We start from the raw sequence: 20,656 nt of genomic DNA on the forward strand, positions 1-20,656 counted from the left end.
GCGCGGTGGTCGCCCGCTTCCGGGCCTAGACGTCGCCGAGCGCCGACCGGACGGCCGCCACCACGTCCGGGTGACCGAGTGGCAGCGGCGGCGGAACGCGGTCCTCGGGGCCCTCGGTGGTCGACGCGATCACCCGCACGTCGGTGCCCGCTTCGCGCAGCTTGGCCACGACGTCGGCGCGCTCCGCCAGCCAGGCTTCGTTGGCCTGCGCGGCGTCGCCGGACGGGAGGAAGGCGTCCGACGCCGGGTCGACCAGCAGCAGGTGCGCGGCCGCGCCCTCGTGGCGTTCGACGAGCTGGAGGGCTTCGGCCGCGAAGGGACCGCTCGCCACGACGGCGATGTCGGGGTCGCCGGGCCCGTGGTCACCCACGAGGTCGTCGGCTTCGGTGAGGGCGCCGCCCGCGGGCACCCGGCACCAGAAGATCCCGCGCTTCTCGGCCAGCGGCCGCCAGGTCGCCGGCAGCTCGTCGTGCCGCGCGGCACCGGCCGGGTCGAGCACGATGATCTTGGGGCCGGACGGGTCGCCGGCGGTGACGACGGACGGGCCTTCGGAGCGGACGGGGTCGGGTTCGGCGGCCATGGGCTTTCCTTTCAGCGGCGCGGGAGTTCGGGGGAGCCGGTGTCGAGCGGCACCGCGCCGGAGCGGACGAGTCCCAGCTGGACGGTCTGGCGGCCGGTCAGCCGCTCCAGGGCCCAGTCGACGGCCGTGCGCAGGCGGTTGCCGGGCATCGCCATGAGGTGGTAAGCGCGGGTCACGGCCTTCGCCGGGAGCCCGGAAAGCGGGATGTGCAGCGGGTTCGCCGCGGCGGCGCCGGCCCCGAGGTCGACGACGAAGCCGAGGTCGTGGTGCCGGTAGGTGGCGGGGCGGCCGTACCCCAGCGACGCCGCGACGTTGCGCCCGGCGAGCTTTCCCTGCCGCTCGGCGTGCTGCGCGGTCATCGCGGTGTACTGGCCGGGGCGGGTGAGGTCGGGCACCGCGGCCGCGTCTCCGCAGGCGAAGACGTCGTCGCGGCCGGGCACGCCGAGCTGGTCGCTGACCACGAGCCGGCCCTTCGCCGTCTCGAGCCCGAGGTCGGCCACCAGCGGGTCCGGCCGCACGCCGACGCACCACACCAGGGTGCGGGTCGGCACCGGCTCGCCGTTCGTCAGCGTGACGCCCTTCTCGTCGGCGTGGCCGACCGAAGTCTTCATCAGCACCTCGACCTCGCGGGCGCGCAGCACCTCGTCGGCCGTCTTCCCCAGCCGCTTGCCGAGCTCGGGCAGCACCCGCTCGGCGACGTCGAGCAGCAGCCAGCGGATCTTCTGCCCGGCCAGTTCGGGGTGGCGCGCGGCGAGGGCGTCGGTGAACGCGGGGCCCTGCGCGGCGACCTCGGTCCCGGTGTAGCCGGCGCCGACGACGACGAACGTGCAGCGCGCGTCGCGCTCGGCGGGGTCCTCGGCCGCGGCGGCCAGCTCGATTTGGCGCGTGATGTGGTCGCGCAGGTAGAGCGCCTCGGGCACCCCGCGAAACCCGTGCGCGTACTCCGGGACGCCCGGGATCGGCAGCAGCTTGTTGACGCTGCCCGCGGCGAGCACCAGCCGGTCGTACCCGATCCGGTGCTCCTGATCCTCCGGATCGGTGAACGTGACGTGCCGGGCGTCGAAGTCGACTCCGGTCGCGACGCCGAGCACGAGGCGAACGCCGGGCAGCGTCTCGGGGATCGACACCGTCACCCGACGCGGGTCGAGGATCCCGGCCGCCACCTCCGGCAGCAACGGCAGGTAGAGGAAGTAGTCCGTGGGGTTGAGGATGACCACTTCGACGTCCTCGCCGACGGTCTTCCGCAGGCTCTTGGCCGCGTGGTAACCGGCGAAACCACCGCCGACGATCACGACTCGCATGGATCTCCTTCCGGGCCGGACCTCGGTCGTCCGGCGGTTACCCGAGGCCACGGCCGGGAAACCGGCGGGGTTGACCTGGGGACGCAGGGGCGTACGGTCGAGGGGTTGGCTGTTGTTCAGACACACGTGCTCCGGTCAGCGCCCCTGCACGCTGCGTTAGGGAGCGCCATGTACGGCTTCAGCACGATCGACGACCCGTCCGGCTTGACCTTCACCGCCACCGAGCGATCGGGCGGGGTCCGCGTAATCACTTTAGTGGGTGACGTCGATGCGGCCACCGTCGAAACCTTCGACGAAGCCCTCGCCACCGGCGAGCGGCTGGTCGTGGACCTGACCCGGGTCGCCTTCCTCAGCTGCGCCGGCGTCCGGTCGCTGCTCGAGGCGAACACCCGCGGCAAGCTCGCCGTCGTCGTCGGCGGCCACGCCGTCACGCGCTCGCTGGAGGCCACCGGCGCGGACGTGCTGCTGGAGATCCACTCCCGGGTCGGCGCCGCGCTCGCGGGCCTCACCCCGGTGCCCGAACCCGGCCGGGAGGCGTGACCGCCCGGCGGTCGCGCCTTCCGCCGTCCACACTGGACTGTGGGAATCAAGGACACTGTGGTCAGTCGTCCGGCCAGTCGCCGGTGGCTTTCTCGTAGCCGATGGCACCCGCCCGCTCGGTCGCGGCCTTGACCGCGGCGAAGATCGCGCCCTGCACCGCCGCCGCGATGAGCACCTGCCGCCAGGTGTAGTCGCGGTCGGTGGCGTCGGGCGCGTCTTCTTCGCCGGCCACGCGCTTCCAGACCTGCTTGAACGCCTGGCCGGCGAGGACACCGCCGAGCGCGCCGATGACCCAGCTCAGCGGCTTGTACAGAACCTTGTTCACGAGTCGTTCCTCCGTCGCAGGATCAGCCGGATCACGATCAGCAGGCCGAGCACGCCGGCGAAGATCGGCACGGGGTTGCTCCGCACGACATCGGCGCCCTGGCGGAACTTGACCGCGGTCGGCTCGTTCGTCACTTCGGCGACTTTCGCGGTCGCCTGGTCGAGCTTCTCGTCGACGTTCTCCTTGACCCGGGTCTTCACGTCGAGCTTCTGCCCGAGCGCTTCGAGGGTCTCGCTCAGCTCCTCCCGGGTGGTGTCCCGGTCGAGCCGCGCCTCTTCGGCGTTCTTCGGGAAGTCCCCGCTCATGTGCGCACTCCCTGCTTCACGGTGTCCACGTCCGCCCGGACGCCGCTGATGGCTTCTTCCGGCACCGGCGGCACGCCTTGCGTGACTTCCTTCTTGCCGACCATCGCGGCGACCCCGGCGACCAAGAACAGCGCGACCGCGACGATCACGGCGGCCAGCCAGCCGGGCACGACCAGTGCGAGCGCCAGCACGGCGGCCGCGACCAGGGTGCCGGCGCCGAACAGCGCGAACAGGCCCGCCGCGCCGAACAGCCCGGCGCCGAGGCCCATCTTCTTGCCCTTGCGCTGCAGTTCGAAGACCGCGAGCCGCATCTCGTCCCGGACGAGCCGCTTGACCTCGTCGGTCAGGTCCGTCACCAGTTCGCCGACCGAGCGGTCGGCGCCGGCTTCTTGTTCACTTCTTCGATCACGGAACACCTCCTTGCCTGGCCGCCGTGTACCCGGCCCCGCCCGGGGTCAACCACGCCGGGTTTGACCGGTCCGGCACCGGGTAGCCGATCCGTACCACCACCGACGAGGAGGAGAGTGCATGAGCACGATCACCGAAATCGTGGACGTGGAAGTCCCCGTTTCGACCGCGTATAACCAGTGGACTCAGTTCGAGGAGTTCCCGCGGTTCATGGAAGGCGTCGAAGAGATCCGTCAGGTCGACGCCACCCACACCCACTGGGTGACCCGGTTCGGTGGCGTGACGCGCGAATTCGACGCGACGATCACCGAGCAGCACCCTGACGAGCGCGTCGCCTGGACGTCGGACTCCGGTCCGGACCACGCCGGGGTGATCACGTTCCACCGGCTCGACGACGCGCACACCCGGGTGACCGCCCAGATGGACATCGACCCCGAGGGCTTCGCCGAAAACGTCGCGGACAAGCTCGGCGTCCTCGACCGCCGGGTGAAGGGCGACCTCAAGCGGTTCAAGGAGTACATCGAGCAGCGCGGCGGCGAGACCGGCGCCTGGCGCGGTGACGTGGACCGCCCCGGAGCGCGGTAACCTCAGAGAACCACACGATCGGGTGACACGGCGGGGCGGCGACGCCCCGCCGTGTTTCGCGTCCGGAGACGTCGGGTAGGCGGCTGGCATGACTACCCCCGACGTCCCGGCCGTGGAACTGGAGAACGGCGTGCGGATCCCGCAGTTCGGGTTCGGCGTGTTCCAGATCCCGCCCGAGGAGACCGCCCAGGCCGTGCGGACCGCGCTCGAGGCCGGCTACCGCCACATCGACACCGCGCAGATGTACCGGAACGAAGAAGGGGTCGGCGCCGGTATCGCGGAGTCGGGGGTCGCGCGCGACGACGTGTTCGTCACGACGAAGCTGGCGAACGACGCGCACGGCCACGACAACGCGATCACCGCGCTCGAGGGCAGCCTGCGGCGCCTCGGCTTCGACCACGTCGACCTGTACCTGATCCACTGGCCGTTGCCGCACAAGGACACCTTCGTCCGGACGTGGCAGGGCTTCGAAGACATCCTGCGGGCGGGCAAGGCCCGCGCCATCGGCGTCTCGAACTTCCAGCCCGCCCACCTCGACCGGCTCGCCGAGGAGAGCGCCACGGTGCCCGCGGTCAACCAGATCGAGCTGCACCCGGCGTTGCAGCAGACGGAGCTGCGCGCCTACCACCAGGAGCACGGCATCGCCACGGAGGCGTGGAGCCCGCTGGCCCAGGCGGAGGTCCTGGACGACCCGGTCCTCGCCGACCTGGCCGAAAAGCACGGCCGCACGGCCGCGCAGGTGGTGCTGCGCTGGCACCTGCAGCTCGGGAACATCGTCTTCCCGAAGTCGTCGTCGCCGGAGCGGATCAAGCAGAACATCGACGTGTTCGGCTTCGAGCTCGACGACGAGGACATGACGGCGATCGGCAAGCTCGACGACGGCCGCCGCACCGGCCCGGACCCGGACACCTTCACGGGGTGACCGCGGCGTTTCCCTGCGCAACCGGCCGGGTACTTCACCCGAAGAGGTCCCCCTGGAAGGAGCGTCCGGCATGAGCACCAACGCGTATCTGTCGTTTCTCGTGATCGGGGTGGTGCTGGTTCTGATCGACGGGCAGATCATCTACCGCAGCGGTCGCCGCTACCTGGAGAACTCCTACGGCGACCCGGCGGCGGGCGCCTCGATGACCCGGCTCGTCACGGTCCTGTTCCACCTCGCGACCCTGGGCGTGCTGGCCCTGGTGTCGACCATCAATTTCGGCGGCGAGATCACGGGCATCGTCGCCCGCGTGGGCATCCTGCTGCTGATCCTGGCCCTGGCCCACGCGATCACGCTCGGCGTGCTGGCCCGCATCCGTGGTGAGCAGGAGGTCGAGGCGGTCGTCCAGCGCGGCCGGCCGCAGCAGCGGGTCGAGCCCGAGCAGCCGGCGGGCCCGACGGTGACGCCGGTGCCGGGCCAGCCCGGTACGTACCCGGACGTCAGCCCCTCGCTGGAGAACCGGTCCCCGTACTCGGCTTCGTAACCGGATTTCGTTCCGAGGGCGGCACTTTCACGGGCAAGTGCCGCCCTCGTCCGTGCCCGGGGTTCAGCGGTCCGCCACCGGCAGATCCACCTCGGTGTGCCGGGCGGCGAGCGCCCGGGCCAGGTCGGCCAGCTTGACGTTCAGGTCCTGGGACGCGCGGCGCAGCACGTCGAAGGCTTCGTCGGCCGTGATGCCGCGGCGCTGCATCAGGATGCCCTTCGCCTGGCCGATCACGTCCCGGCCCTCGACCGCGCGGCGCAGGTGCGCCGTCTCCAGCTCGGCCGCGGCGACGGCGTCCGTGTGCGCCAGCGCCAGGGACGCGTGCGTCGCCAGCAGCAGCGCCAGGTCGATCGCGCGGCCGTCGAAAGCACCCGGCCGGCTCGAATAGATGTTGAGCGCGCCCGAGCGCCGTGGCGGGAGGGCGTCGGGGAGCAGGGCCGTCGCCAGCACCGAGTGGTAGCCGTAGCCGGCGGCGACGGGGCCGAACGAGGGCCAACGGGGTTCGTTCGCGAGGTCCCGCGACCGGGCGATGGCCGGGCCGTCCGGGCGGGCCGACTCGACGCACGGGCCTTCGTCGTGGTCGTACTGCGCCTGGTCCAGCCGTACCGCGACCGGGTCGGTCTCGACCGGCGTGTGGAACCTGCCGTCGGCTTCCCGCAGGGTGACGCTGACCAGGTCGGCGTCCGGCACAATCGCGCTCGCGGCGCCGACGACGAGCCGGAGGACGCCGCCGACGGTCGGCGTCACGTCGAGCAGCGTGCGCGTGAGCTCGGTGAACTGGCCGACCAGCGAGCCGGCCGATTCGCCGTCCGGCCCGAACCCGGCTCGTTCCCGGGCCCACTCGTCTTCGCCGATGCTCATGCGTCTCCGTCGTCTTCGGGGATGGGCCTCCATTCAACCCGATGCCGGTGCTCAACCGGGGGAGCCGGCCGCGCGGCGCAGCGCGTCCCGCGCCCGGTCGACGAAGCCCGGCCCCGGCCACAGCTGGTCGGCTTGCGGCATGCGGTCGGACAGGTCCGGGTGCGGCAGTGCCGCCGCGGCGTCCCGGACGGCCAGGACCTCCTCGCCCAGCTCGACCCGCCGCTCGGGCGAGCAGGTGAGCCGGACCTGGCGCACGGCCGCCGGGCCCTCGTCGCGGACGTGCCGGCGCACGGCGCGGATCAGCCCGCCCAGCAGGCGCTCGAACCGCGTCTCCTGCGGTCCCACCCCCTCCAGCTCCCGCATCAGGCCGTCCGCCTCCGCGAGAGCGCCGTCGCCGTCGAGGAAGGACTCTTCGGCCACCGCGTGGCGGACGAGCTCCGCGGTCAGGTGGTCGGCGAGGTCCTTGCGGTTCTCGGGACTGCCCTGACCGAGCTCGATCTCGGTGCACAGCCGGTCCAGCTCCCGGTGGTCGCCGGCGAGGACGGTGGTCAGGTCGGTTGCGGGCTGGCTGCCGTTCATGCACGCTCCTGGTCCGGGCTCGGGTTCTCCTGGCGAATACCCGCTGCTCGCCCGCCGAATCCCCGTGTCGGGCCGGCCCACGCCGGGTATTCGTCAGGAGAACCGGCCCCCGAGGAGGATGATCATGGCAGCGCCGTCGTCGGTGATCGAGCGCGAGCGCAAGTACGAGATCGTGGCGGGCAGCGGGGTTCCCCGGCTCGTCGGCGTCGCGGGCGTCGAGACCCAGGACGACCCGGTCGAGCAGATCCTCGACGCGTCCTACTACGACACCGGGACCTTCCGGCTGGCCGGCAGCGGCATCACGCTGCGCCGCCGCGTCGGCGGGCACGACGCGGGCTGGCACCTCAAGCTGCCGGTCTCCGCCGACGAACGGCAGGAGATCCAGCTGCCGCTGGGCGGCGACCCGAACAAGGTCCCCGGGCGGTTCCGCCGGCTCGTGCGCGCCTACACGCTGGGGGAGAAGCTGGTGCCGATCGCGCACCTGCGCACCGACCGGTTCGCCCACCGGCTGGCCGACGGCGACGGCCGGACCGTCGCGACCCTCACCGACGACCACGTGACCGGGGAAGCCGGCGGCGAGAGCGCGCGGCTGGACCAGTGGCGCGAGCTGGAGCTCGAGCTGGACCCCGAAACCGACCCCGGCCGGCTCGAGGAGTTCGACCGGGCGCTGGCCGAAGCCGGTGCCTCGGCCTCGCCGTGGCCGTCGAAGCTGCGGCGCCTGATCGGCGACCGCGTCCCCGCGCCGCCCCGCGGCCGCAAGAAGCCGACCGCGGGCCAGGTCGTGCTGACGTCGCTGCGCGAGCACCACGCCCGGCTGCGCCGCGCGGACATCGGGGTCCGGCTGGACGTCGAGGACTCCGTGCACCAGATGCGCGTCGCCACCCGGAAACTGCGCAGCGCGCTCCGCACGTTCGGCTCCGTGGTGGACAAGGACGCGACCGCCCCGCTCGCGGCCGAGCTGAAGTGGCTCGGGCAGCAGCTGGCGCCGGCCCGGGACGCGGAGGTCAGCGAGCAGCGGCTGCGCGAGCAGCTCGACGACCTCCCGTCCGAGCTGGTGTTCGGGCCGCTGCGCCAGTACCTCACCCGGTACTTCGCCCGCGAGGCCGAGGAAGGCCGGACCCGGGCGATGACGGCACTGACCGGCAAGCGGTACCTGAAGCTGCTGCGCGCGCTGGACGCCGTGGTGGAGGAACCGTCGCTGACCGGCCGGGCGCGCAAGCCCGCGAAGTCCGCGTTGCGCAGGCCGGTGCGCAAGGCCGCCGCGAAACTGCGTCGCGCCGAAGCGGCGGCGAGCGGACTGGCCGGCCACGAACTCGAGACGGCGCTGCACGAAGTCCGCAAGAAGGCGAAGCGGGCCCGCTACGCAGCCGACACGGTGAAGCCGGTCTACGGCAAGAAGCTGCGGCAGTGGCGCAAGAACGTCAAGGCCGTCCAGAGCACCCTGGGCGAGCACCAGGACACGGCGGTCGGCCGGGAGGTCCTGCACCACCTGACCATCGCCGGGCACGGCGAAGGGCAGAACACGTTCACGTTCGGGATGTTGTACGCGAGGGACGCCGAGGCGGCGGAGAAGCTGCGGGGGCGGTTCGCGGGGGAGTGGCGGCGGCTCCGGAAGGGCGGTCACCCGCGCTGGCTCCGCTGAGCGGCCCTCGAAACGTCTTGAATGGCTCGTTCAGGGCCGGGGAAGTCCTGAATGAGTAATTCAAGACGTCTGCCGAGGTGAACGGGAGCGGGCGGCTCAGCTGTCGCCGGTGAGCTTCCCGCGGAGCTGCTCCAAGGTCTGCGACAGCAGCCGGGAGACGTGCATCTGGGAAATGCCGACGCGGTCGGCGATCTGCGTCTGGGTCAGCCCGCCGAAGAACCGCATCACGAGGATCGCGCGCTCCCGCTTCGGCAGCTCCTGGAGCAGCGGCTGGAGGGCCTCGTGGTTCTCGACCATGGCCATCTCGTGGTCGGGTTCCCCCATGGTGTCCGCCAGCGACAGCGCCTCGGCGTCGTCGTGCACCGGCTTGTCGACGGACAGGGCCTGGTACGCGTTACCCGCCAGCAGTCCTTCCCGGACCTCGTCGACGTCCAGGGTCAGGTGCTCGGCCAGCTCGGTCGGCGTCGGCGCGCGGCCCAGGCGTTGGGACAGCACCGCCGAGCCCTGGCTCAGGGACAGGTGCAGCTCCTTGAGCCGCCGCGGGACCCGCACGGACCAGCCGGTGTCCCGGAAGTGCCGGCGCACCTCGCCCATGATCGTCGGCACCGCGAAGGACAGGAAGTCGTGGCCGCGGGTGGGGTCGAACCGGTCGACCGCGTTGATCAGGCCGATCCGCGCCACCTGGACCAGGTCCTCGCGCGGCTCGCCACGGCCCGAGAAGCGGGTGGCGATGTGCTCGGCCAGCGGCAGCAGCTCGGTCACCAGCCTGCTGCGGACGACCTCGCGCCGCGGGTCGTCGGGGTCGAGGGTGCCCAGCTCCTCGAACAGCGGCTCGCAGTGGGCGTATTCGTCCGGGCGGTGGAGGAGGGTTTTACGCTCGCTGCTCACGCGCTCGTTCCCGGGTTCAGCACCAGCTCGATCGTGACGATGCCCGCGCCTCCGCCGGGAAGGACGTCGCAGTGCGCGGTCACCGACCGGCTCAGCGTGGTGAGCACGTGCCAGCCGAAGGTGCGGTCGCTCGGGGGCCGCGGGTCACTCGACCGCGTCGAGACGGTCACGCGCAGCCCGTCGGGCGCCAGCCGGAAGCGGCAGTGCAGCTGGGTGCCCAGCTCGGCCAGCTGGACCAGCTGGGCACACGCCTCGTCGACGGCCATCTTGGCGTCGGCGATGGCGTCCAGCCCGAAGTCCGCGCGCGAAACCACGCCGTGGGTGAGCATCCGGACGAGGGGGATCTGCTCCGCCATGGCGGGCAGGCGCAGCTCCACCAGTTCCTCGAGCAGCTCGTCCAGCGTCGGCTTGCCGCCGTGCGAGCTACCACTTCGTGTTTCTTCCATGCGGGAGGTACTACCCATCTGGGCGAATGACGACACTTCGTGGTCAGGGATTTCCGGTCTGATCACCGGCCCAGCGCCCGTTCGAGTTCCTTCTTGGTCATCGACGAGCGGCCGTTGATGTTCCGCTTCTTCGCTTCGTTGTACAGCTGGTCCTTCGTCGGGCCGCCGGGACCCTTCCGGTTGCCGGACCGCTCGCCGCCGCGCTGCTGAGGCGACTTGTCCTTGACGGAAGACTTGCTGGCCTGCCGGGATTCACCCGACTGCGCGCGGTTCTTGTTCACTGTCCGGGCCGCGATCTCCTTGGCCCGTTTCGTGCCGGCTCCACGGTCCTCGGCCGAGTCCTTGACGTGCTCGTACTGGCGCTCGCGCTTCTTGCTCCACGACTGAGGCATGACAGCTCCCTTCGGCTCGCGGGATGAATACCCGGTCGATCATCGGGTAAACGTTACTTCCGGGCGATGAGCAGCGGCGATCACCCCGCCGACCGCCGCCTGATTACCCACGCCGGGGAGCGGGTACGCGGGGCGTGACCCGAGAGGAGACGCCGATGCGGATCGGTTACACGCTGATGACCGAGCAGACCGGGCCGAACGAACTGGTCCGGTACGCCGCCGGTGCGGAACAGGCCGGCTTCGAGTTCGAGGTCATGAGCGACCACTACTCGCCTTGGCTGGCCGAACAGGGGCACGCGCCCTACGCCTGGAGCGTGCTGGGCGCGGTCACGCAGGTCACCGACCGCGCCGAGCTGATGACCTACGTGACCTGCCCGACCATGCGCTACCACCCGGCGGTCGTGGCGCAGAAGGCGGCGACGGTGCAGGCGCTCTCGGGCGGGCGGTTCACCCTCGGTCTCGGGGCGGGTGAGAACCTCAACGAGCACGTCGTCGGCCGCGGCTGGCCGCCGGCGAACGTCCGGCACGACATGCTCGCCGAAGCCCTGCAGATCATCGGCGGCCTGTTCGACGGCGGGTACTTCGACTACGAGGGCAAGCACTTCCGCGTCGACTCGGCGAAGCTGTGGGACCTGCCGGAGAAGCGGACGCCGATCGGTGTCGCGGTGTCCGGCTCGCAGTCGATCAAGCGGTTCGCCCCGGTGGCCGACGCGATGATCGCCGTCGAGCCGAAGGCGGAGCTGTCGAGCGAGTGGGACGCGACCAAGCTCGGCCCGCCGACCCGGAAGATCGGGCAGATGCCGGTGTCGTGGGGCACTGACCGCGACGCCGCCGTGAAGCGTGCGCACGAGCAGTTCCGCTGGTTCGCCGGCGGCTGGAAGGTCAACGCCGAGCTGCCCGGGCCGGCCGGGTTCGCCGGCGCCACGCAGTTCGTCCGGGAGGACGACGTCGCCGGTTCGATCCCCTGCGGGCCGGACGTCGACGCGATCGTCGAGGGCGTGCGCGAGTTCGAGAAGGCCGGCTTCACCGACCTCGCCCTGGTCCAGATCGGCGGCGACCAGCAGGAAAGCTTCCTGGACTTCGCCGAAAAGGAGCTGCTCCCGGCGTTGCGGGGATAGCTCCACCCGTTCGGGGTAACGCGGATCTTCGCCGACAGGAGTAACACGCACAGTACGGACAGTCCAGCGGCGGGAGTTGCGGGTGACCGAGGTTAAGCCGGCACCGAGCCTGCGGGCGGTGCCCCTGGCGGTGGCGCGGCGCGGGCCGAAGGGCGGCACGCTGCTCGCGCTGCTGCGCACCACCGACCCGAAGCAGATCGGGTTGCTGTACCTGACGACGTCGTTCGCGTTCTTCATGGCGGGTGGCGCGATGGCGCTGCTGATGCGTGGCGAGCTGGCCCGCCCCGGCCTGCAGTTCCTGTCGCCGGAGCAGTACAACCAGCTGTTCACCATGCACGGCACGATCATGCTGCTGCTCTACGCCACCCCGAACCTCTTCGGGTTCGCCAACTACATCCTGCCGCTGCAGATCGGCGCGCCCGACGTCGCGTTCCCGCGGCTGAACGGGTTCGCCTACTGGCTGTACCTGTTCGGCGGGCTGATCGTGATCAGCTCGTTCCTGACCCCGGGCGGCGCGCCCGACTTCGGGTGGACGGCCTACACGCCGCTGTCGAACGCCATCCACTCGCCGGGTGTCGGCGGCGACCTGTGGATCATGGGCCTGATCGTGTCCGGCCTCGGCACCATCCTCGGCGCGGTCAACATGGTCACCACGATCGTCTGCCTGCGCGCGCCCGGGATGACGATGTGGCGGATGCCGATCTTCACCTGGAACATCCTGTTCACCGCCGTCCTGATCCTGCTGGCGTTCCCGATCCTCACGGCCGCGCTGTTCGGGCTCGAGGCGGACCGCCGGCTCGGAGCGCACGTGTTCGACCCCGCCAACGGCGGAGCGATCATGTTCCAGCACCTGTTCTGGTTCTTCGGCCACCCCGAGGTCTACATCGTGGCGCTGCCGTACTTCGGGATCGTCACCGAGGTCGTGCCGGTGTTCAGCCGGAAGCCGCTCTACGGCTACCGGCTGATGGTGTTCGCGACCGTCGCGATCACCGGGCTGTCGGCGGTGGTGTGGGCGCACCACATGTTCGCCACCGGCGCGGTGCTGCTGCCGTTCTTCTCGATCATGACCTTCTTCATCGCCGTCCCCACCGGCATCAAGTTTTTCAACTGGATCGGCACGATGTGGAAGGGGCATCTCAGCTTCGAGACGCCGATGCTGTGGTCGGTCGGCTTCATGGTGACGTTCCTGTTCGGCGGCCTCACCGGCGTCATCCTGGCGTCGCCGCCGTTGGACTTCCACGTCACCGACTCCTACTTCGTCGTCGCGCACTTCCACTACGTCCTGTTCGGCACGATCGTGTTCGCCACCTTCGCCGGGATCTACTTCTGGTTCCCGAAGATGACCGGCCGGATGCTCGACGAGCGGCTGGGCAAGTGGCACTTCTGGACGACGTTCATCGGCTTCCACACGACCTTCCTGGTCCAGCACTGGCTGGGCGACGAGGGCATGCCGCGCCGGTACGCGGACTACCTGACCAGTGACGGCTTCACGACGCTGAACACGATCTCGACGATCGGCGCGTTCATCCTGGGCGCGTCGACGCTGCCGTTCATCTGGAACGTGGTGAAGAGCTACCGCTACGGCGAGCAGGTCCTGGTCGACGACCCGTGGGGCTTCGGCAACAGCCTCGAATGGGCGACGACGTGCCCGCCCCCGCGGCACAACTTCCTGGACCTGCCGCGCATCCGGTCGGAGCGGCCCGCGTTCGAGCTGCACCACCCGGAGGCGGTCGAGCAGATGAAGGAGGAGCGGCACGTCCGCTCGAAGCGGGCCCAGGCCCGGGCGCTGGATCGGGAGGCCAGTCCCTCCGGAGCGCGGGACGGGCACGCGGGCGCGGCGGGTTCGTCGCGCTGACCGCCCGCCGTGCCGGCTCGCGGGCCGCTCAGGCCGGTGCGGGTTCGGGCCGCCGGGCCGACAGCGTGAGACGCCGGTCGGCCTCCGTCACCCGCAGGGCCCGGCGGACCATCGGGTTCGTGCCGGGGATCACCAGCAGCTCGGTGCCGTTCTGTTCGGCCTGCAGTGTCGCGTGCAGCAGTACCTGGACGCCCGCCACGCCGAGGAAGTCCACTTCGGACAGATCCAGGGTCAGCCGCTCCGGGACCGCCCACAGGCGGTCCGAAACCAGGGCGCCCAGTGCGCCGGCTGTCGCGGTGTCGAGGGCTCCGCCGGCGGTGATCAGTACCGTGTGCGGCGCGGGCCACGTCGTGCGCAGCCGCAAGGGGGGATTTCGTGGTCGGGGGACCATCATGCCGGTTCGCCGCCGTCCTGGTACCGCGCGGGCCGGGGCGCCGCGCTCGAGGTGTTCCGAGCCGGCTGCTGTGCTGAACCGATGGGCTCGAGCCTAACGGTGTGCGAGCCACCCGCAACCGCCGTTGCTCCGTTCGGGCGAGCGGTCGCCGCGGCGGTGACCGCTTGTGCCCATGCTGATCGGGATGCAGTAATCTCGCGCCGGACCCGTTAAAGCGCTAGCGGCCCACTAGTGGCGCGCGCCCGGGTCCTCCCTGGTGAAGAGCGCCCTGACAGCGAGAAGAGGGGCGTCACCAAGGATGACGGGCGGCCATGAGCAGCTCACCGCGCGGCTGGACGAAGTCACGGTGGCGATGGAGTCGCTGACCGCGATGCTGGACTCGGAACTCGATCTGGGCCAGATGTTGCAGGCGGTGTGCGACCACGTGGTGCAGGTGGTGCCGGGGGCCGACATGGCGAGCATCACCCTGGTGCGGGAGGGCTTGCCGGAGACGGTGGCCAGCACCGATCAGCGGGCGGTCAACTTCGACCGCGAGCAGTACCGGATGGGGGACGGCCCGTGCCTGCGCGCGGCCGAGACCGGGCAGCCGGTGCGCGTCGGCGTCGGAGCGGTGGGCGACGTGTGGCCGCAGTTCGTGTCGAAGGCCGAGCAGCTGGGCGTGGCCAGCTTCCTGGCCGCGCCGCTGACCGTGGACGAGGACATGTCCGGCGCGGTCAACCTGTTCGGCTTCGGCGAGCATGGCTTCAGCGAGCTGAGCACGAAGATCCTCGAGCTGTACACGGCGACGGTGGTGCTCGGCCTGCGCAGCGCGCGCCGGTACTTCGCGGCCCGCGAGCTGATCGACCAGCTGAACCGCGCGCTCGAGACGCGAGCGGTGATCGACCAGGCCAAGGGGATCCTCATGGCCGCGCACCGGATCACCGCCGAGGAGGCGTTCCAGCGGCTGGTGAAGCGTTCCCAGGACGGCAACCGCAAGCTCCACGAGGTGGCGGCGGAGTTCGTGGAGGCGGTGGCGACGACAACGGCGTGACAGCCGGCTAGCTGGTCGGTACCTCGTCCGGGGGTGCCTCGGTCTCGGTCACCTGGTCGGGCCGGTGTCTGCCGCGCTGGCACGTCGTGCAGACCAGCGTCCGGCCGAGCACGGTCCCGTCGTCGGCCACGACCTGGGCCACGTGCATCGTCGGGAAGCCGCAGACCTCGCAGGGCAGCGACCCGTCCTCACGGCTGATGCGGAGATGGGTGCTCATCCAAGCCTCCTGATGTGACGTGGGTCTCACACACCTTGCCGGGTTCCCGGTGCGAACCGGCTGAATTCACTCGTTCGGCCTAGCGTCGGCTGTCTCCGGGAACCCGTTCGGTGCCTCTTGTGTTGGGTGGGATGAGGCCGGGTAACCGGCCGGCGAAAGCTTGACCGGGGATTGCCGGAGGGGAGCGAACATGCGAGACAAGCGGAACGACCTGCGACCGGTGGCGGACCTCCTGCTGGAGGGCGGGGACACACCGGCCCAAGCCTCGACGCGGCGCAAGGCGGCCTTGGCCGTCGCGGCGAACGCGAAGGACCCCGAAGACTGCGCGCAGCTGCTCGAAATGCTAGGCCTGCACCGGTCCGGCGGCCGCAGCAGCGAAGTCGCCTGACGCACGACATGCCCGGAGCCCGCCGAGACCACCCGGTCCAGGCGGGCTCCGGCGCGTCACGCACCGCGACGACGTCGCGTTTCGCGCACCGGCCACGCGGGTATCGCTGCCGGTGAGGAGGTCGAAACATGGCCAGACCAGTGTGGAGCGGCGCGCTGAGCCTCGGGCTGGTCACCGTTCCGGTGGAGCTGTACCCGGCGGTGGCGGACCACACGATCCACTTCCACCAGTTCGAACGCGGGACGTCGGACCGGATCCGCAACCGGCGGGTCAACGAGCGGACCGGCGACGAGGTGACCCAGGACGAGATCGTCAAGGGCTACGACGTCGGCGCCGGCGACCACGTGCTCGTCGAGCCCGACGAGCTGGACGAGATCGCCCCCGAGCGGTCCCGGCGGATCGACATCGAGCAGTTCGTCGAGCTCGACGAGATCGATCCGTGGTTCTACGACCGCACCTACTGGCTCAAGCCGGCGAAAGAAGACTTCGCCAAGGCGTACGGCCTGCTGCTGCAGGCGATGGACCGCAGCGAGAAGGCCGGCGTCGCCAAGTTCGTGCTGCGCGGCAAGGAGTACCTCTGCGCGATCCGCGCCGGCGAGGACGTCATGGTGCTGAACACCCTGCACTTCGTCGCCGACCTGCGGAAGCCGAAGGACGTCATGGGCGGGCTGCCCAGCCTCCCGAAGCCGCGGCCCAAGGAGCTGGACATGGCGCTCTCGCTCGTCGACGAGATGACCGCGCCGTGGAAGCCCGGCGACTTCCGCGACGAGTACTCCGAGCGCGTCGAGGACCTGATCAAGGCCAAGAAGCAGGGCAAGGAGATCGCCCACGAGGAGGAGCCGGAGCCCTCCGCCGACGTCGTCGACCTCTTCGAGGCGCTGTCGCGGAGCGTGAAGAACCGCAAGGGCGGCGGCAAGCAGGCCAAGACGACGAAGAAGAAGGAACCGGACCTCACCGACTTGTCCAAGTCCGACCTGGACAAGCTCGCCCGCGAGCAGGGCGTCAAGGGCCGCTCGAAGATGACGCGCGCCGAGCTGGAAGAGGCGCTCAAGGCGTCCTGAAGGGAGACCGATGGCCGCGAAGGACCGGCTGGCCGAATATCGCGCGAAACGCGACGCGTCCCGGACGCCGGAGCCGCGTGGCCGGGGCAAGCGGAAGAACGGGCCCGTCTTCGTCGTGCAGCGCCACGACGCGAGCAGCCTGCACTTCGACTTCCGCCTCGAGATCGGCGGCGTACTCGTGTCGTGGTCGGTGCCCAAGGGCCCGTCGCTCGACCCGGGCGACCGGCGGCCGGCCATCCGCACCGAGGACCACCCGCTCGGCTACGCGGACTTCGAGGGCAAGATCCCCGAAGACCAGTACGGCGGCGGAACCGTGGTTGTCTGGGACACCGGGACCTTCGACGTGCTCACCGGCGAACCGGCGGAGCAGGCGCTCGCCGACGGGCACCTGAAGGTCGGCCTGCACGGCGAAAAGCTGACGGGCGCCTTCTCGCTGATCCGGCGGCACTCGGACGGCCAGGAGCAGTGGCTCCTCGTCAAGAAGGACGACGACAGCGCCGACCGGCGCCGCAAGCCCGCCAAGACGCGGCCCGAGTCGGTGCTCACCGGCCGGACCAACCGGGAGCTCGAGTGACCGGACCCGGCTGGCGCGAACCGACCCTGGCCACGCTCACCGACCGGCGGTTCTCCGACGACGACTGGATCTACGAGCGCAAGCTGGACGGCGTCCGGGCGATCTGCGCGCGCGACGCCGGCCCGCCGACGCTCTACTCGCGCAACCACAAGGTGATGGACAACGCCTACCCGGAGATCGTCGAGGCACTCGCCGCCCAGGGCGGCCCGCGGTTCGTGGTGGACGGCGAGATCGTGGCGTTCGACGGCGCCGACACCAGCTTCGCCGCGCTGCAGCCCCGGATCCACGTCAGCGACCCGGACCGCGCGCGGGCCACCGGCGTGCGCGTGTACTACTACCTGTTCGACCTGCTGTACTACGACGACCACGACACGACCGGGCTGCCGCTGCGCCGGCGGAAGGCGTTGCTGCGCGACGCGTTCGACTTCGAGGACCCGCTCCGGCTGTCGGCGCATCGCAACACCGAGGGCGAGAAGTTCTACGCCGAGGCCTGCCGGCGCGGCTGGGAAGGCGTCATCGCGAAGCGGGCGGACGCGCCGTACCACCACGGGCGGTCACCCGACTGGCTGAAGTTCAAGTGTTCGCGGGGGCAGGAGCTGGTGATCGGCGGCTTCACCGACCCGCAGGGCGCGCGGCACGGCTTCGGTGCGCTGCTGCTCGGCTACCACGAGGACGGCGGCCTGAAATACGCCGGCAAGGTGGGCACCGGGTTCGACGAAAAGCTGCTGGCCTTCCTGCACGCGCGGCTGCGGGAGCGGGAGACCGGCCGCTCGCCCTTCGCGGGGCCTGTCAAGGAAACGGGTGCGCACTGGGTCCGGCCGGACCTGGTGGCCCAGATCGACTTCTCCGAATGGACGCGCGACGGGCGGCTGCGGCACCCGCGGTTCGCCGGGCTGCGCGAAGACAAGAAGGCGGCGGACGTGGTGCGGGAGCGGGCGTGAACGGCGAGATTTCCCATGCGGACAAAGTGTTCTACCCCGGCGACGGGCTGACGAAGGGTGACGTCGTCGAGTACTACCGCGCGGTCGCCGACGTCATGCTGCCGCACCTGCGCGGCCGCCCGCTGACCCTGCGGCGGTTCCCGGACGGCATCGACGGCCAGGGCTGGTTCCAGAAGCACCCGGGGGAGCACTTCCCGGACTCGATCCGCGTCGAAAGCGTCCCCCGGCGCGGTGGCGGCACGGACGACTACGTGGTCTGCGACGACGCCGAGACGCTGGACTACCTGGCCCGGCAGGGCACCCTGGAGTTCCACCTCCGGCTGTCCACAGTGGACGCGCCGGAGCGGCCGGACCGGCTGGTGCTGGACCTCGACCCGCCGGACGGCACGGAGGTCGCCGAGCTGCGTGCCGTCGCGCGGCGGATCCGCGACCACTACGAGCGGGTGGGGCTGACGCCGTTCGTCCAGGCGACCGGCGGCCGCGGCTTCCACGTGCTCGCGCCCCTGGACGCGAAGTCGGACACCGAAGTCGTGCTCGAGCTGTCGCGCGCGCTGGCCGACAGCGTCGCCGCGGACGACCCGGACCGCCTGACCACGGCGCAGCGCAAAGACAAGCGCGGCGACCGGATCTTCCTGGACGCCAACCGCAACGGCTACGCGCAGACGTTCGTCGCGCCGTACTCGCTGCGCGCCCGCCCGGGTGCGGCGGCCGCGACGCCGCTGGACTGGCGCGAGCTGGGCAAGGCCGAGCCGGCCGGCTGGAGCCTGGCCAAGGAGAAGCAGCGCTTGGCGCGCAAGGACGACCCGTGGCGGGACCTGGACTCGCACGCGGGATCCGCGGAAGCGGCGCTGAAGCAGCTCACTTGAGCGTCTTGCCCGCCGCCTTCAGGTCGGCGACGAAGGCCGCATAGGCCTCGTCGCGGTCCGGCGCGCGCAGGACCGCCGACGGGTGCACGGTCGCGACCGCCGAGGGCACCAGCTCGGCCACGTCTTCGGGCGCGTCGACGGGCTCGCCGCGATGGGCGGTGAGCCGGAACTTCGGGCCCAGCAAGGACTGCGCGGCGGTCGCACCCAGCAGCAGCACCAGTTCCGGACGCACCGCGCGCAGTTCGGCCAGCAGCCACGGCCGGCAGGCGACCACCTCGGTGCGGCCGGGCTTCTGGTGGATGCGCCGCTTCCCGCGTTCGTCGCGCTTGAACTTGAAGTGCTTGACGGCGTTGGTGACGTACAGCGTCGTCCGGTCGAATCCGGCCTCTTCGAAGGCTCGGTCGAGGAGCTTCCCGGCGGGCCCGACGAACGGCTCGCCCGCCAGGTCCTCCTTGTCGCCCGGCTGCTCGCCGACGACGAGAACCTTCGCCTTCTTCGTACCTTCGCCGAAAACGGTTTGCGTCGCGTCCTTGTACAGGGCGCATCCACGGCAGCCGGCCGCCGCCGACCGCAACTCGTCGAGATCGGTGCTGTCGGGCGGCTCCGCGCCGCTGGTGCCGGGCATGTGCCGGAGTTCCCCCGTTCCACGGCCGGGTAAACCTGGGGTTCCTCCCCGCGCGCGTCGGGGTACCTCGCGGATATGACCCGCAGCCGAGGAAAAGTCGAAGTCACGACCCGCGTCACCCTGGACACCCCCGAGGACCTGGCCGAGCACTACACGCCGGGCGTCGCGGACCAGGCGAAGCGGGTCGCCGACGATCCGTCGCTGCTCGCCCGCGAGACCGTCAAGGGCAACTCCGTCGCCATCGTGTCCGACGGGTCCGCCCTGCTCGGCCTCGGTGATCAGGGCCCCGCCGCCGCCCTGCCGGTGATGGAGGGCAAGGCGGCGCTGCTCAAGCGGTTCGCCGAGGCTGCTGCTGCGCGCCGGCTACCACTCGGAGGGGATCGTCGTCTGCGACAGCGAAGGCGTGCTGCACCCGGACCGGGACCTGATGGGGGAGAAGCACTGGCTGGCGGACAACACCAACCCCGCCGGTGCCACCGGGAGCGTGCAGGACGCGCTTCGCGGCGCGGACGTGTTCGTCGGCGTCAGCGCGAGCGACCTGCTCGCCCCGGACGACGTCGCCGCGATGGCCGATCGCGCGATCGTGTTCGCCCTGGCCAACCCGGACCCGGAGGTCGACCCGGACGCGGCGCGCGAGCACGCGGAGATCGTCGCCACCGGCCGCAGCGACTTCCCCAACCGGATCACCAACGTGCTGGCGTTCCCGGGGATGTTCCGCGGCCTGCTCGACTCGGGCGCGCCGCGGGTGACGGGGGAGATGCTGCTGGCGGCGTTGCGGGCCCTGGCGGACGTGGTGGGGGACGACCTGGACGCGGGGCACATCGTGCCGAGCGTGTTCGACGAGGCACTGGTGCCGGCGATGGCCGGAGCGGTCGCCGGCGCGGCGAAGGCCGCCGAGTAGTCCTTTGTGGACTGAGCGCGCGGGCTCAGTGCGAGTCGGCGGCCGGGGTGGTGCCGTCCGGAGCCGGCTTGCGGGTCGTCTCGGCGCGGGCGATGTGCCACGCGACGAGCGAGCCGGCGCCGACCGTGCCCCAGAGCACGAGCCCGGCGTCGCGGGCGAAGAGACCGACGACCAGCATGACCGCCGCGGTCACGTCGCACAGCACGAGCAACAGGTTCCACCGCTGGGTTTCGCGCAGGGTGCGGCCGGCGAAGGCGGCCGCGAACGTGGGGTCGCTCGCCTGCAGTTCCAGCTCGATTTCGCGCAGGGCGTGGCGTTCGCGATCCGGCAGCATGGTGGGCCTCCTCGCCTCGGCTATCGCAGTGGTACCC

The 20,656-nt window shown here is 71.1% G+C and carries 28 protein-coding genes and 1 pseudogene; 15 read left to right on the forward strand and 14 right to left on the reverse strand.

Translation table 11 applies throughout. The annotated features are described in order from the left end of the window. Positions 1-25 precede the first annotated feature (25 nt). On the reverse strand, positions 26-580 hold the full coding sequence (locus AB0N03_RS42880; RefSeq protein WP_364385266.1) for a hypothetical protein: 555 nt from the start codon (positions 578-580) through the stop codon (positions 26-28). A gap of 11 nt (positions 581-591) precedes the next feature. Continuing rightward, positions 592-1,881 carry an NAD(P)/FAD-dependent oxidoreductase gene (locus AB0N03_RS42885; RefSeq protein ID WP_364385269.1) on the reverse strand — a complete coding sequence of 430 codons (1,290 nt, stop codon included), beginning with the start codon at positions 1,879-1,881 and terminating at the stop codon, positions 592-594. Positions 1,882-2,049: 168 nt separating this feature from the next. Here AB0N03_RS42885 and AB0N03_RS42890 point away from each other — a divergent pair, with 168 nt between their 5' ends. After that, positions 2,050-2,421: an STAS domain-containing protein gene (locus tag AB0N03_RS42890; protein ID WP_364385272.1), complete on the forward strand. Its 372-nt coding sequence runs from the start codon at positions 2,050-2,052 to the stop codon at positions 2,419-2,421. A gap of 61 nt (positions 2,422-2,482) precedes the next feature. Here AB0N03_RS42890 and AB0N03_RS42895 read toward each other — a convergent pair whose 3' ends face one another. From AB0N03_RS42895 to AB0N03_RS42905, 3 genes are read right to left on the reverse strand one after another with little or no spacing between them, the layout of a single operon-like run. Continuing rightward, positions 2,483-2,746 carry a DUF4235 domain-containing protein gene (locus AB0N03_RS42895; protein ID WP_364385275.1) on the reverse strand — a complete coding sequence of 88 codons (264 nt, stop codon included), beginning with the start codon at positions 2,744-2,746 and terminating at the stop codon, positions 2,483-2,485. Beyond that, on the reverse strand, positions 2,743-3,051 hold the full coding sequence (locus AB0N03_RS42900; protein ID WP_364385278.1) for a DUF3618 domain-containing protein: 309 nt from the start codon (positions 3,049-3,051) through the stop codon (positions 2,743-2,745). Before AB0N03_RS42900 ends, AB0N03_RS42895 begins: the two co-directional genes overlap by 4 nt. After that, a complete protein-coding gene (locus AB0N03_RS42905) occupies positions 3,048-3,467 on the reverse strand; it encodes a phage holin family protein (RefSeq protein ID WP_364385281.1) in 420 nt (139 codons plus the stop codon). The genes AB0N03_RS42900 and AB0N03_RS42905 overlap by 4 nt, the downstream gene beginning before the upstream one ends. 112 nt (positions 3,468-3,579) lie before the next feature. On the opposite strand from AB0N03_RS42905, the gene AB0N03_RS42910 reads away from it, so the two are divergent. The 3 genes from AB0N03_RS42910 to AB0N03_RS42920 all read left to right on the forward strand — a co-directional run bounded on the left by AB0N03_RS42910 (position 3,580) and on the right by AB0N03_RS42920 (position 5,507). Continuing rightward, positions 3,580-4,044, forward strand: a complete 465-nt coding sequence (locus tag AB0N03_RS42910; protein ID WP_364385284.1) for an SRPBCC family protein — start codon at positions 3,580-3,582, stop codon at positions 4,042-4,044. A gap of 88 nt (positions 4,045-4,132) precedes the next feature. Next, positions 4,133-4,966 (forward strand): aldo/keto reductase, encoded by an 834-nt coding sequence (locus AB0N03_RS42915; protein ID WP_364385287.1) that lies wholly within the window; start codon positions 4,133-4,135, stop codon positions 4,964-4,966. 70 nt (positions 4,967-5,036) lie between these two features. Continuing rightward, positions 5,037-5,507, forward strand: a complete 471-nt coding sequence (locus tag AB0N03_RS42920) for a hypothetical protein (RefSeq protein WP_364385290.1) — start codon at positions 5,037-5,039, stop codon at positions 5,505-5,507. A 63-nt stretch (positions 5,508-5,570) separates the two neighbouring features. Here AB0N03_RS42920 and AB0N03_RS42925 read toward each other — a convergent pair whose 3' ends face one another. After that, positions 5,571-6,368 (reverse strand): GAF and ANTAR domain-containing protein, encoded by a 798-nt coding sequence (locus AB0N03_RS42925; RefSeq protein WP_364385293.1) that lies wholly within the window; start codon positions 6,366-6,368, stop codon positions 5,571-5,573. Positions 6,369-6,419: 51 nt separating this feature from the next. Then, positions 6,420-6,947 carry a hemerythrin domain-containing protein gene (locus AB0N03_RS42930; protein WP_364385296.1) on the reverse strand — a complete coding sequence of 176 codons (528 nt, stop codon included), beginning with the start codon at positions 6,945-6,947 and terminating at the stop codon, positions 6,420-6,422. 124 nt (positions 6,948-7,071) lie between these two features. On the opposite strand from AB0N03_RS42930, the gene AB0N03_RS42935 reads away from it, so the two are divergent. Further along, the gene (locus AB0N03_RS42935; RefSeq protein WP_364385299.1) at positions 7,072-8,589 is read left to right on the forward strand and encodes a CYTH and CHAD domain-containing protein; all 1,518 of its coding nucleotides are present in this window, start codon (positions 7,072-7,074) and stop codon (positions 8,587-8,589) included. 96 nt (positions 8,590-8,685) lie between these two features. On the opposite strand, the gene AB0N03_RS42940 is transcribed toward AB0N03_RS42935, so the two are convergent. The 3 genes from AB0N03_RS42940 to AB0N03_RS42950 form a co-directional block, all read right to left on the reverse strand. Continuing rightward, positions 8,686-9,477 carry a SigB/SigF/SigG family RNA polymerase sigma factor gene (locus tag AB0N03_RS42940; protein WP_364385302.1) on the reverse strand — a complete coding sequence of 264 codons (792 nt, stop codon included), beginning with the start codon at positions 9,475-9,477 and terminating at the stop codon, positions 8,686-8,688. Next, positions 9,474-9,923, reverse strand: coding sequence for an ATP-binding protein (locus AB0N03_RS42945; protein WP_364385305.1), 450 nt, complete (start codon positions 9,921-9,923; stop codon positions 9,474-9,476). The genes AB0N03_RS42940 and AB0N03_RS42945 overlap by 4 nt, the downstream gene beginning before the upstream one ends. Before the next feature lie 62 nt (positions 9,924-9,985). Continuing rightward, on the reverse strand, positions 9,986-10,315 hold the full coding sequence (locus tag AB0N03_RS42950; RefSeq protein WP_364385308.1) for a plasmid stabilization protein: 330 nt from the start codon (positions 10,313-10,315) through the stop codon (positions 9,986-9,988). Positions 10,316-10,470: 155 nt separating this feature from the next. Here AB0N03_RS42950 and AB0N03_RS42955 point away from each other — a divergent pair, with 155 nt between their 5' ends. Both AB0N03_RS42955 and ctaD read left to right on the forward strand, forming a co-directional pair. After that, positions 10,471-11,433 (forward strand): LLM class F420-dependent oxidoreductase, encoded by a 963-nt coding sequence (locus AB0N03_RS42955; protein ID WP_364385311.1) that lies wholly within the window; start codon positions 10,471-10,473, stop codon positions 11,431-11,433. A 118-nt stretch (positions 11,434-11,551) separates the two neighbouring features. Further along, complete coding sequence (ctaD, locus tag AB0N03_RS42960) at positions 11,552-13,288, forward strand: cytochrome c oxidase subunit I (protein ID WP_364385398.1); 1,737 nt, start codon at positions 11,552-11,554, stop codon at positions 13,286-13,288. 28 nt (positions 13,289-13,316) lie between these two features. On the opposite strand, the gene AB0N03_RS42965 is transcribed toward ctaD, so the two are convergent. Then, on the reverse strand, positions 13,317-13,652 hold the full coding sequence (locus AB0N03_RS42965; protein ID WP_364385314.1) for an STAS domain-containing protein: 336 nt from the start codon (positions 13,650-13,652) through the stop codon (positions 13,317-13,319). 328 nt (positions 13,653-13,980) lie between these two features. Here AB0N03_RS42965 and AB0N03_RS42970 point away from each other — a divergent pair, with 328 nt between their 5' ends. Next, on the forward strand, positions 13,981-14,712 hold the full coding sequence (locus AB0N03_RS42970) for a GAF and ANTAR domain-containing protein (RefSeq protein WP_364385317.1): 732 nt from the start codon (positions 13,981-13,983) through the stop codon (positions 14,710-14,712). 7 nt (positions 14,713-14,719) lie between these two features. Here the strand turns inward: AB0N03_RS42970 and AB0N03_RS42975 are convergent, their stop codons facing one another. After that, positions 14,720-14,929, reverse strand: a complete 210-nt coding sequence (locus AB0N03_RS42975) for a hypothetical protein (protein ID WP_364385320.1) — start codon at positions 14,927-14,929, stop codon at positions 14,720-14,722. Positions 14,930-15,119: 190 nt separating this feature from the next. Here AB0N03_RS42975 and AB0N03_RS42980 point away from each other — a divergent pair, with 190 nt between their 5' ends. From AB0N03_RS42980 to ligD (AB0N03_RS43000), 5 genes are all read left to right on the forward strand, one after another. Then, the gene (locus AB0N03_RS42980) at positions 15,120-15,317 is read left to right on the forward strand and encodes a hypothetical protein (protein ID WP_364385322.1); all 198 of its coding nucleotides are present in this window, start codon (positions 15,120-15,122) and stop codon (positions 15,315-15,317) included. 128 nt (positions 15,318-15,445) lie between these two features. After that, positions 15,446-16,378 (forward strand): Ku protein, encoded by a 933-nt coding sequence (locus AB0N03_RS42985; protein ID WP_364385325.1) that lies wholly within the window; start codon positions 15,446-15,448, stop codon positions 16,376-16,378. Positions 16,379-16,388: 10 nt separating this feature from the next. Then, entirely contained in the window at positions 16,389-16,952 is a 564-nt protein-coding gene (locus AB0N03_RS42990; protein ID WP_364385328.1) for a DNA polymerase ligase N-terminal domain-containing protein, read from the forward strand. After that, entirely contained in the window at positions 16,949-17,893 is a 945-nt protein-coding gene (gene ligD / locus AB0N03_RS42995; RefSeq protein ID WP_364385331.1) for a non-homologous end-joining DNA ligase, read from the forward strand. Before AB0N03_RS42990 ends, ligD (AB0N03_RS42995) begins: the two co-directional genes overlap by 4 nt. Continuing rightward, positions 17,890-18,759, forward strand: a complete 870-nt coding sequence (gene ligD, locus AB0N03_RS43000) for a non-homologous end-joining DNA ligase (RefSeq protein WP_364385334.1) — start codon at positions 17,890-17,892, stop codon at positions 18,757-18,759. Before ligD (AB0N03_RS42995) ends, ligD (AB0N03_RS43000) begins: the two co-directional genes overlap by 4 nt. Here the strand turns inward: ligD (AB0N03_RS43000) and AB0N03_RS43005 are convergent. Then, entirely contained in the window at positions 18,752-19,384 is a 633-nt protein-coding gene (locus AB0N03_RS43005; protein WP_364385337.1) for a UdgX family uracil-DNA binding protein, read from the reverse strand. The genes ligD (AB0N03_RS43000) and AB0N03_RS43005 overlap by 8 nt on opposite strands. Before the next feature lie 75 nt (positions 19,385-19,459). Here AB0N03_RS43005 and AB0N03_RS43010 point away from each other — a divergent pair. Further along, positions 19,460-19,696: pseudogene (locus tag AB0N03_RS43010) on the forward strand (NAD-dependent malic enzyme); the annotation flags it as partial. Between the two features lie 91 nt (positions 19,697-19,787). Further along, the gene (locus tag AB0N03_RS43015; protein WP_364385340.1) at positions 19,788-20,285 is read left to right on the forward strand and encodes a malic enzyme-like NAD(P)-binding protein; all 498 of its coding nucleotides are present in this window, start codon (positions 19,788-19,790) and stop codon (positions 20,283-20,285) included. A 25-nt stretch (positions 20,286-20,310) separates the two neighbouring features. On the opposite strand, the gene AB0N03_RS43020 is transcribed toward AB0N03_RS43015, so the two are convergent. Beyond that, on the reverse strand, positions 20,311-20,619 hold the full coding sequence (locus AB0N03_RS43020) for a DUF3040 domain-containing protein (RefSeq protein ID WP_364385344.1): 309 nt from the start codon (positions 20,617-20,619) through the stop codon (positions 20,311-20,313). Positions 20,620-20,656: the final 37 nt, after the last annotated feature.

Origin of the sequence: Amycolatopsis sp. NPDC051061 (genome assembly GCF_040682935.1) — a bacterium.
Lineage (GTDB): Bacteria > Actinomycetota > Actinomycetes > Mycobacteriales > Pseudonocardiaceae > Amycolatopsis.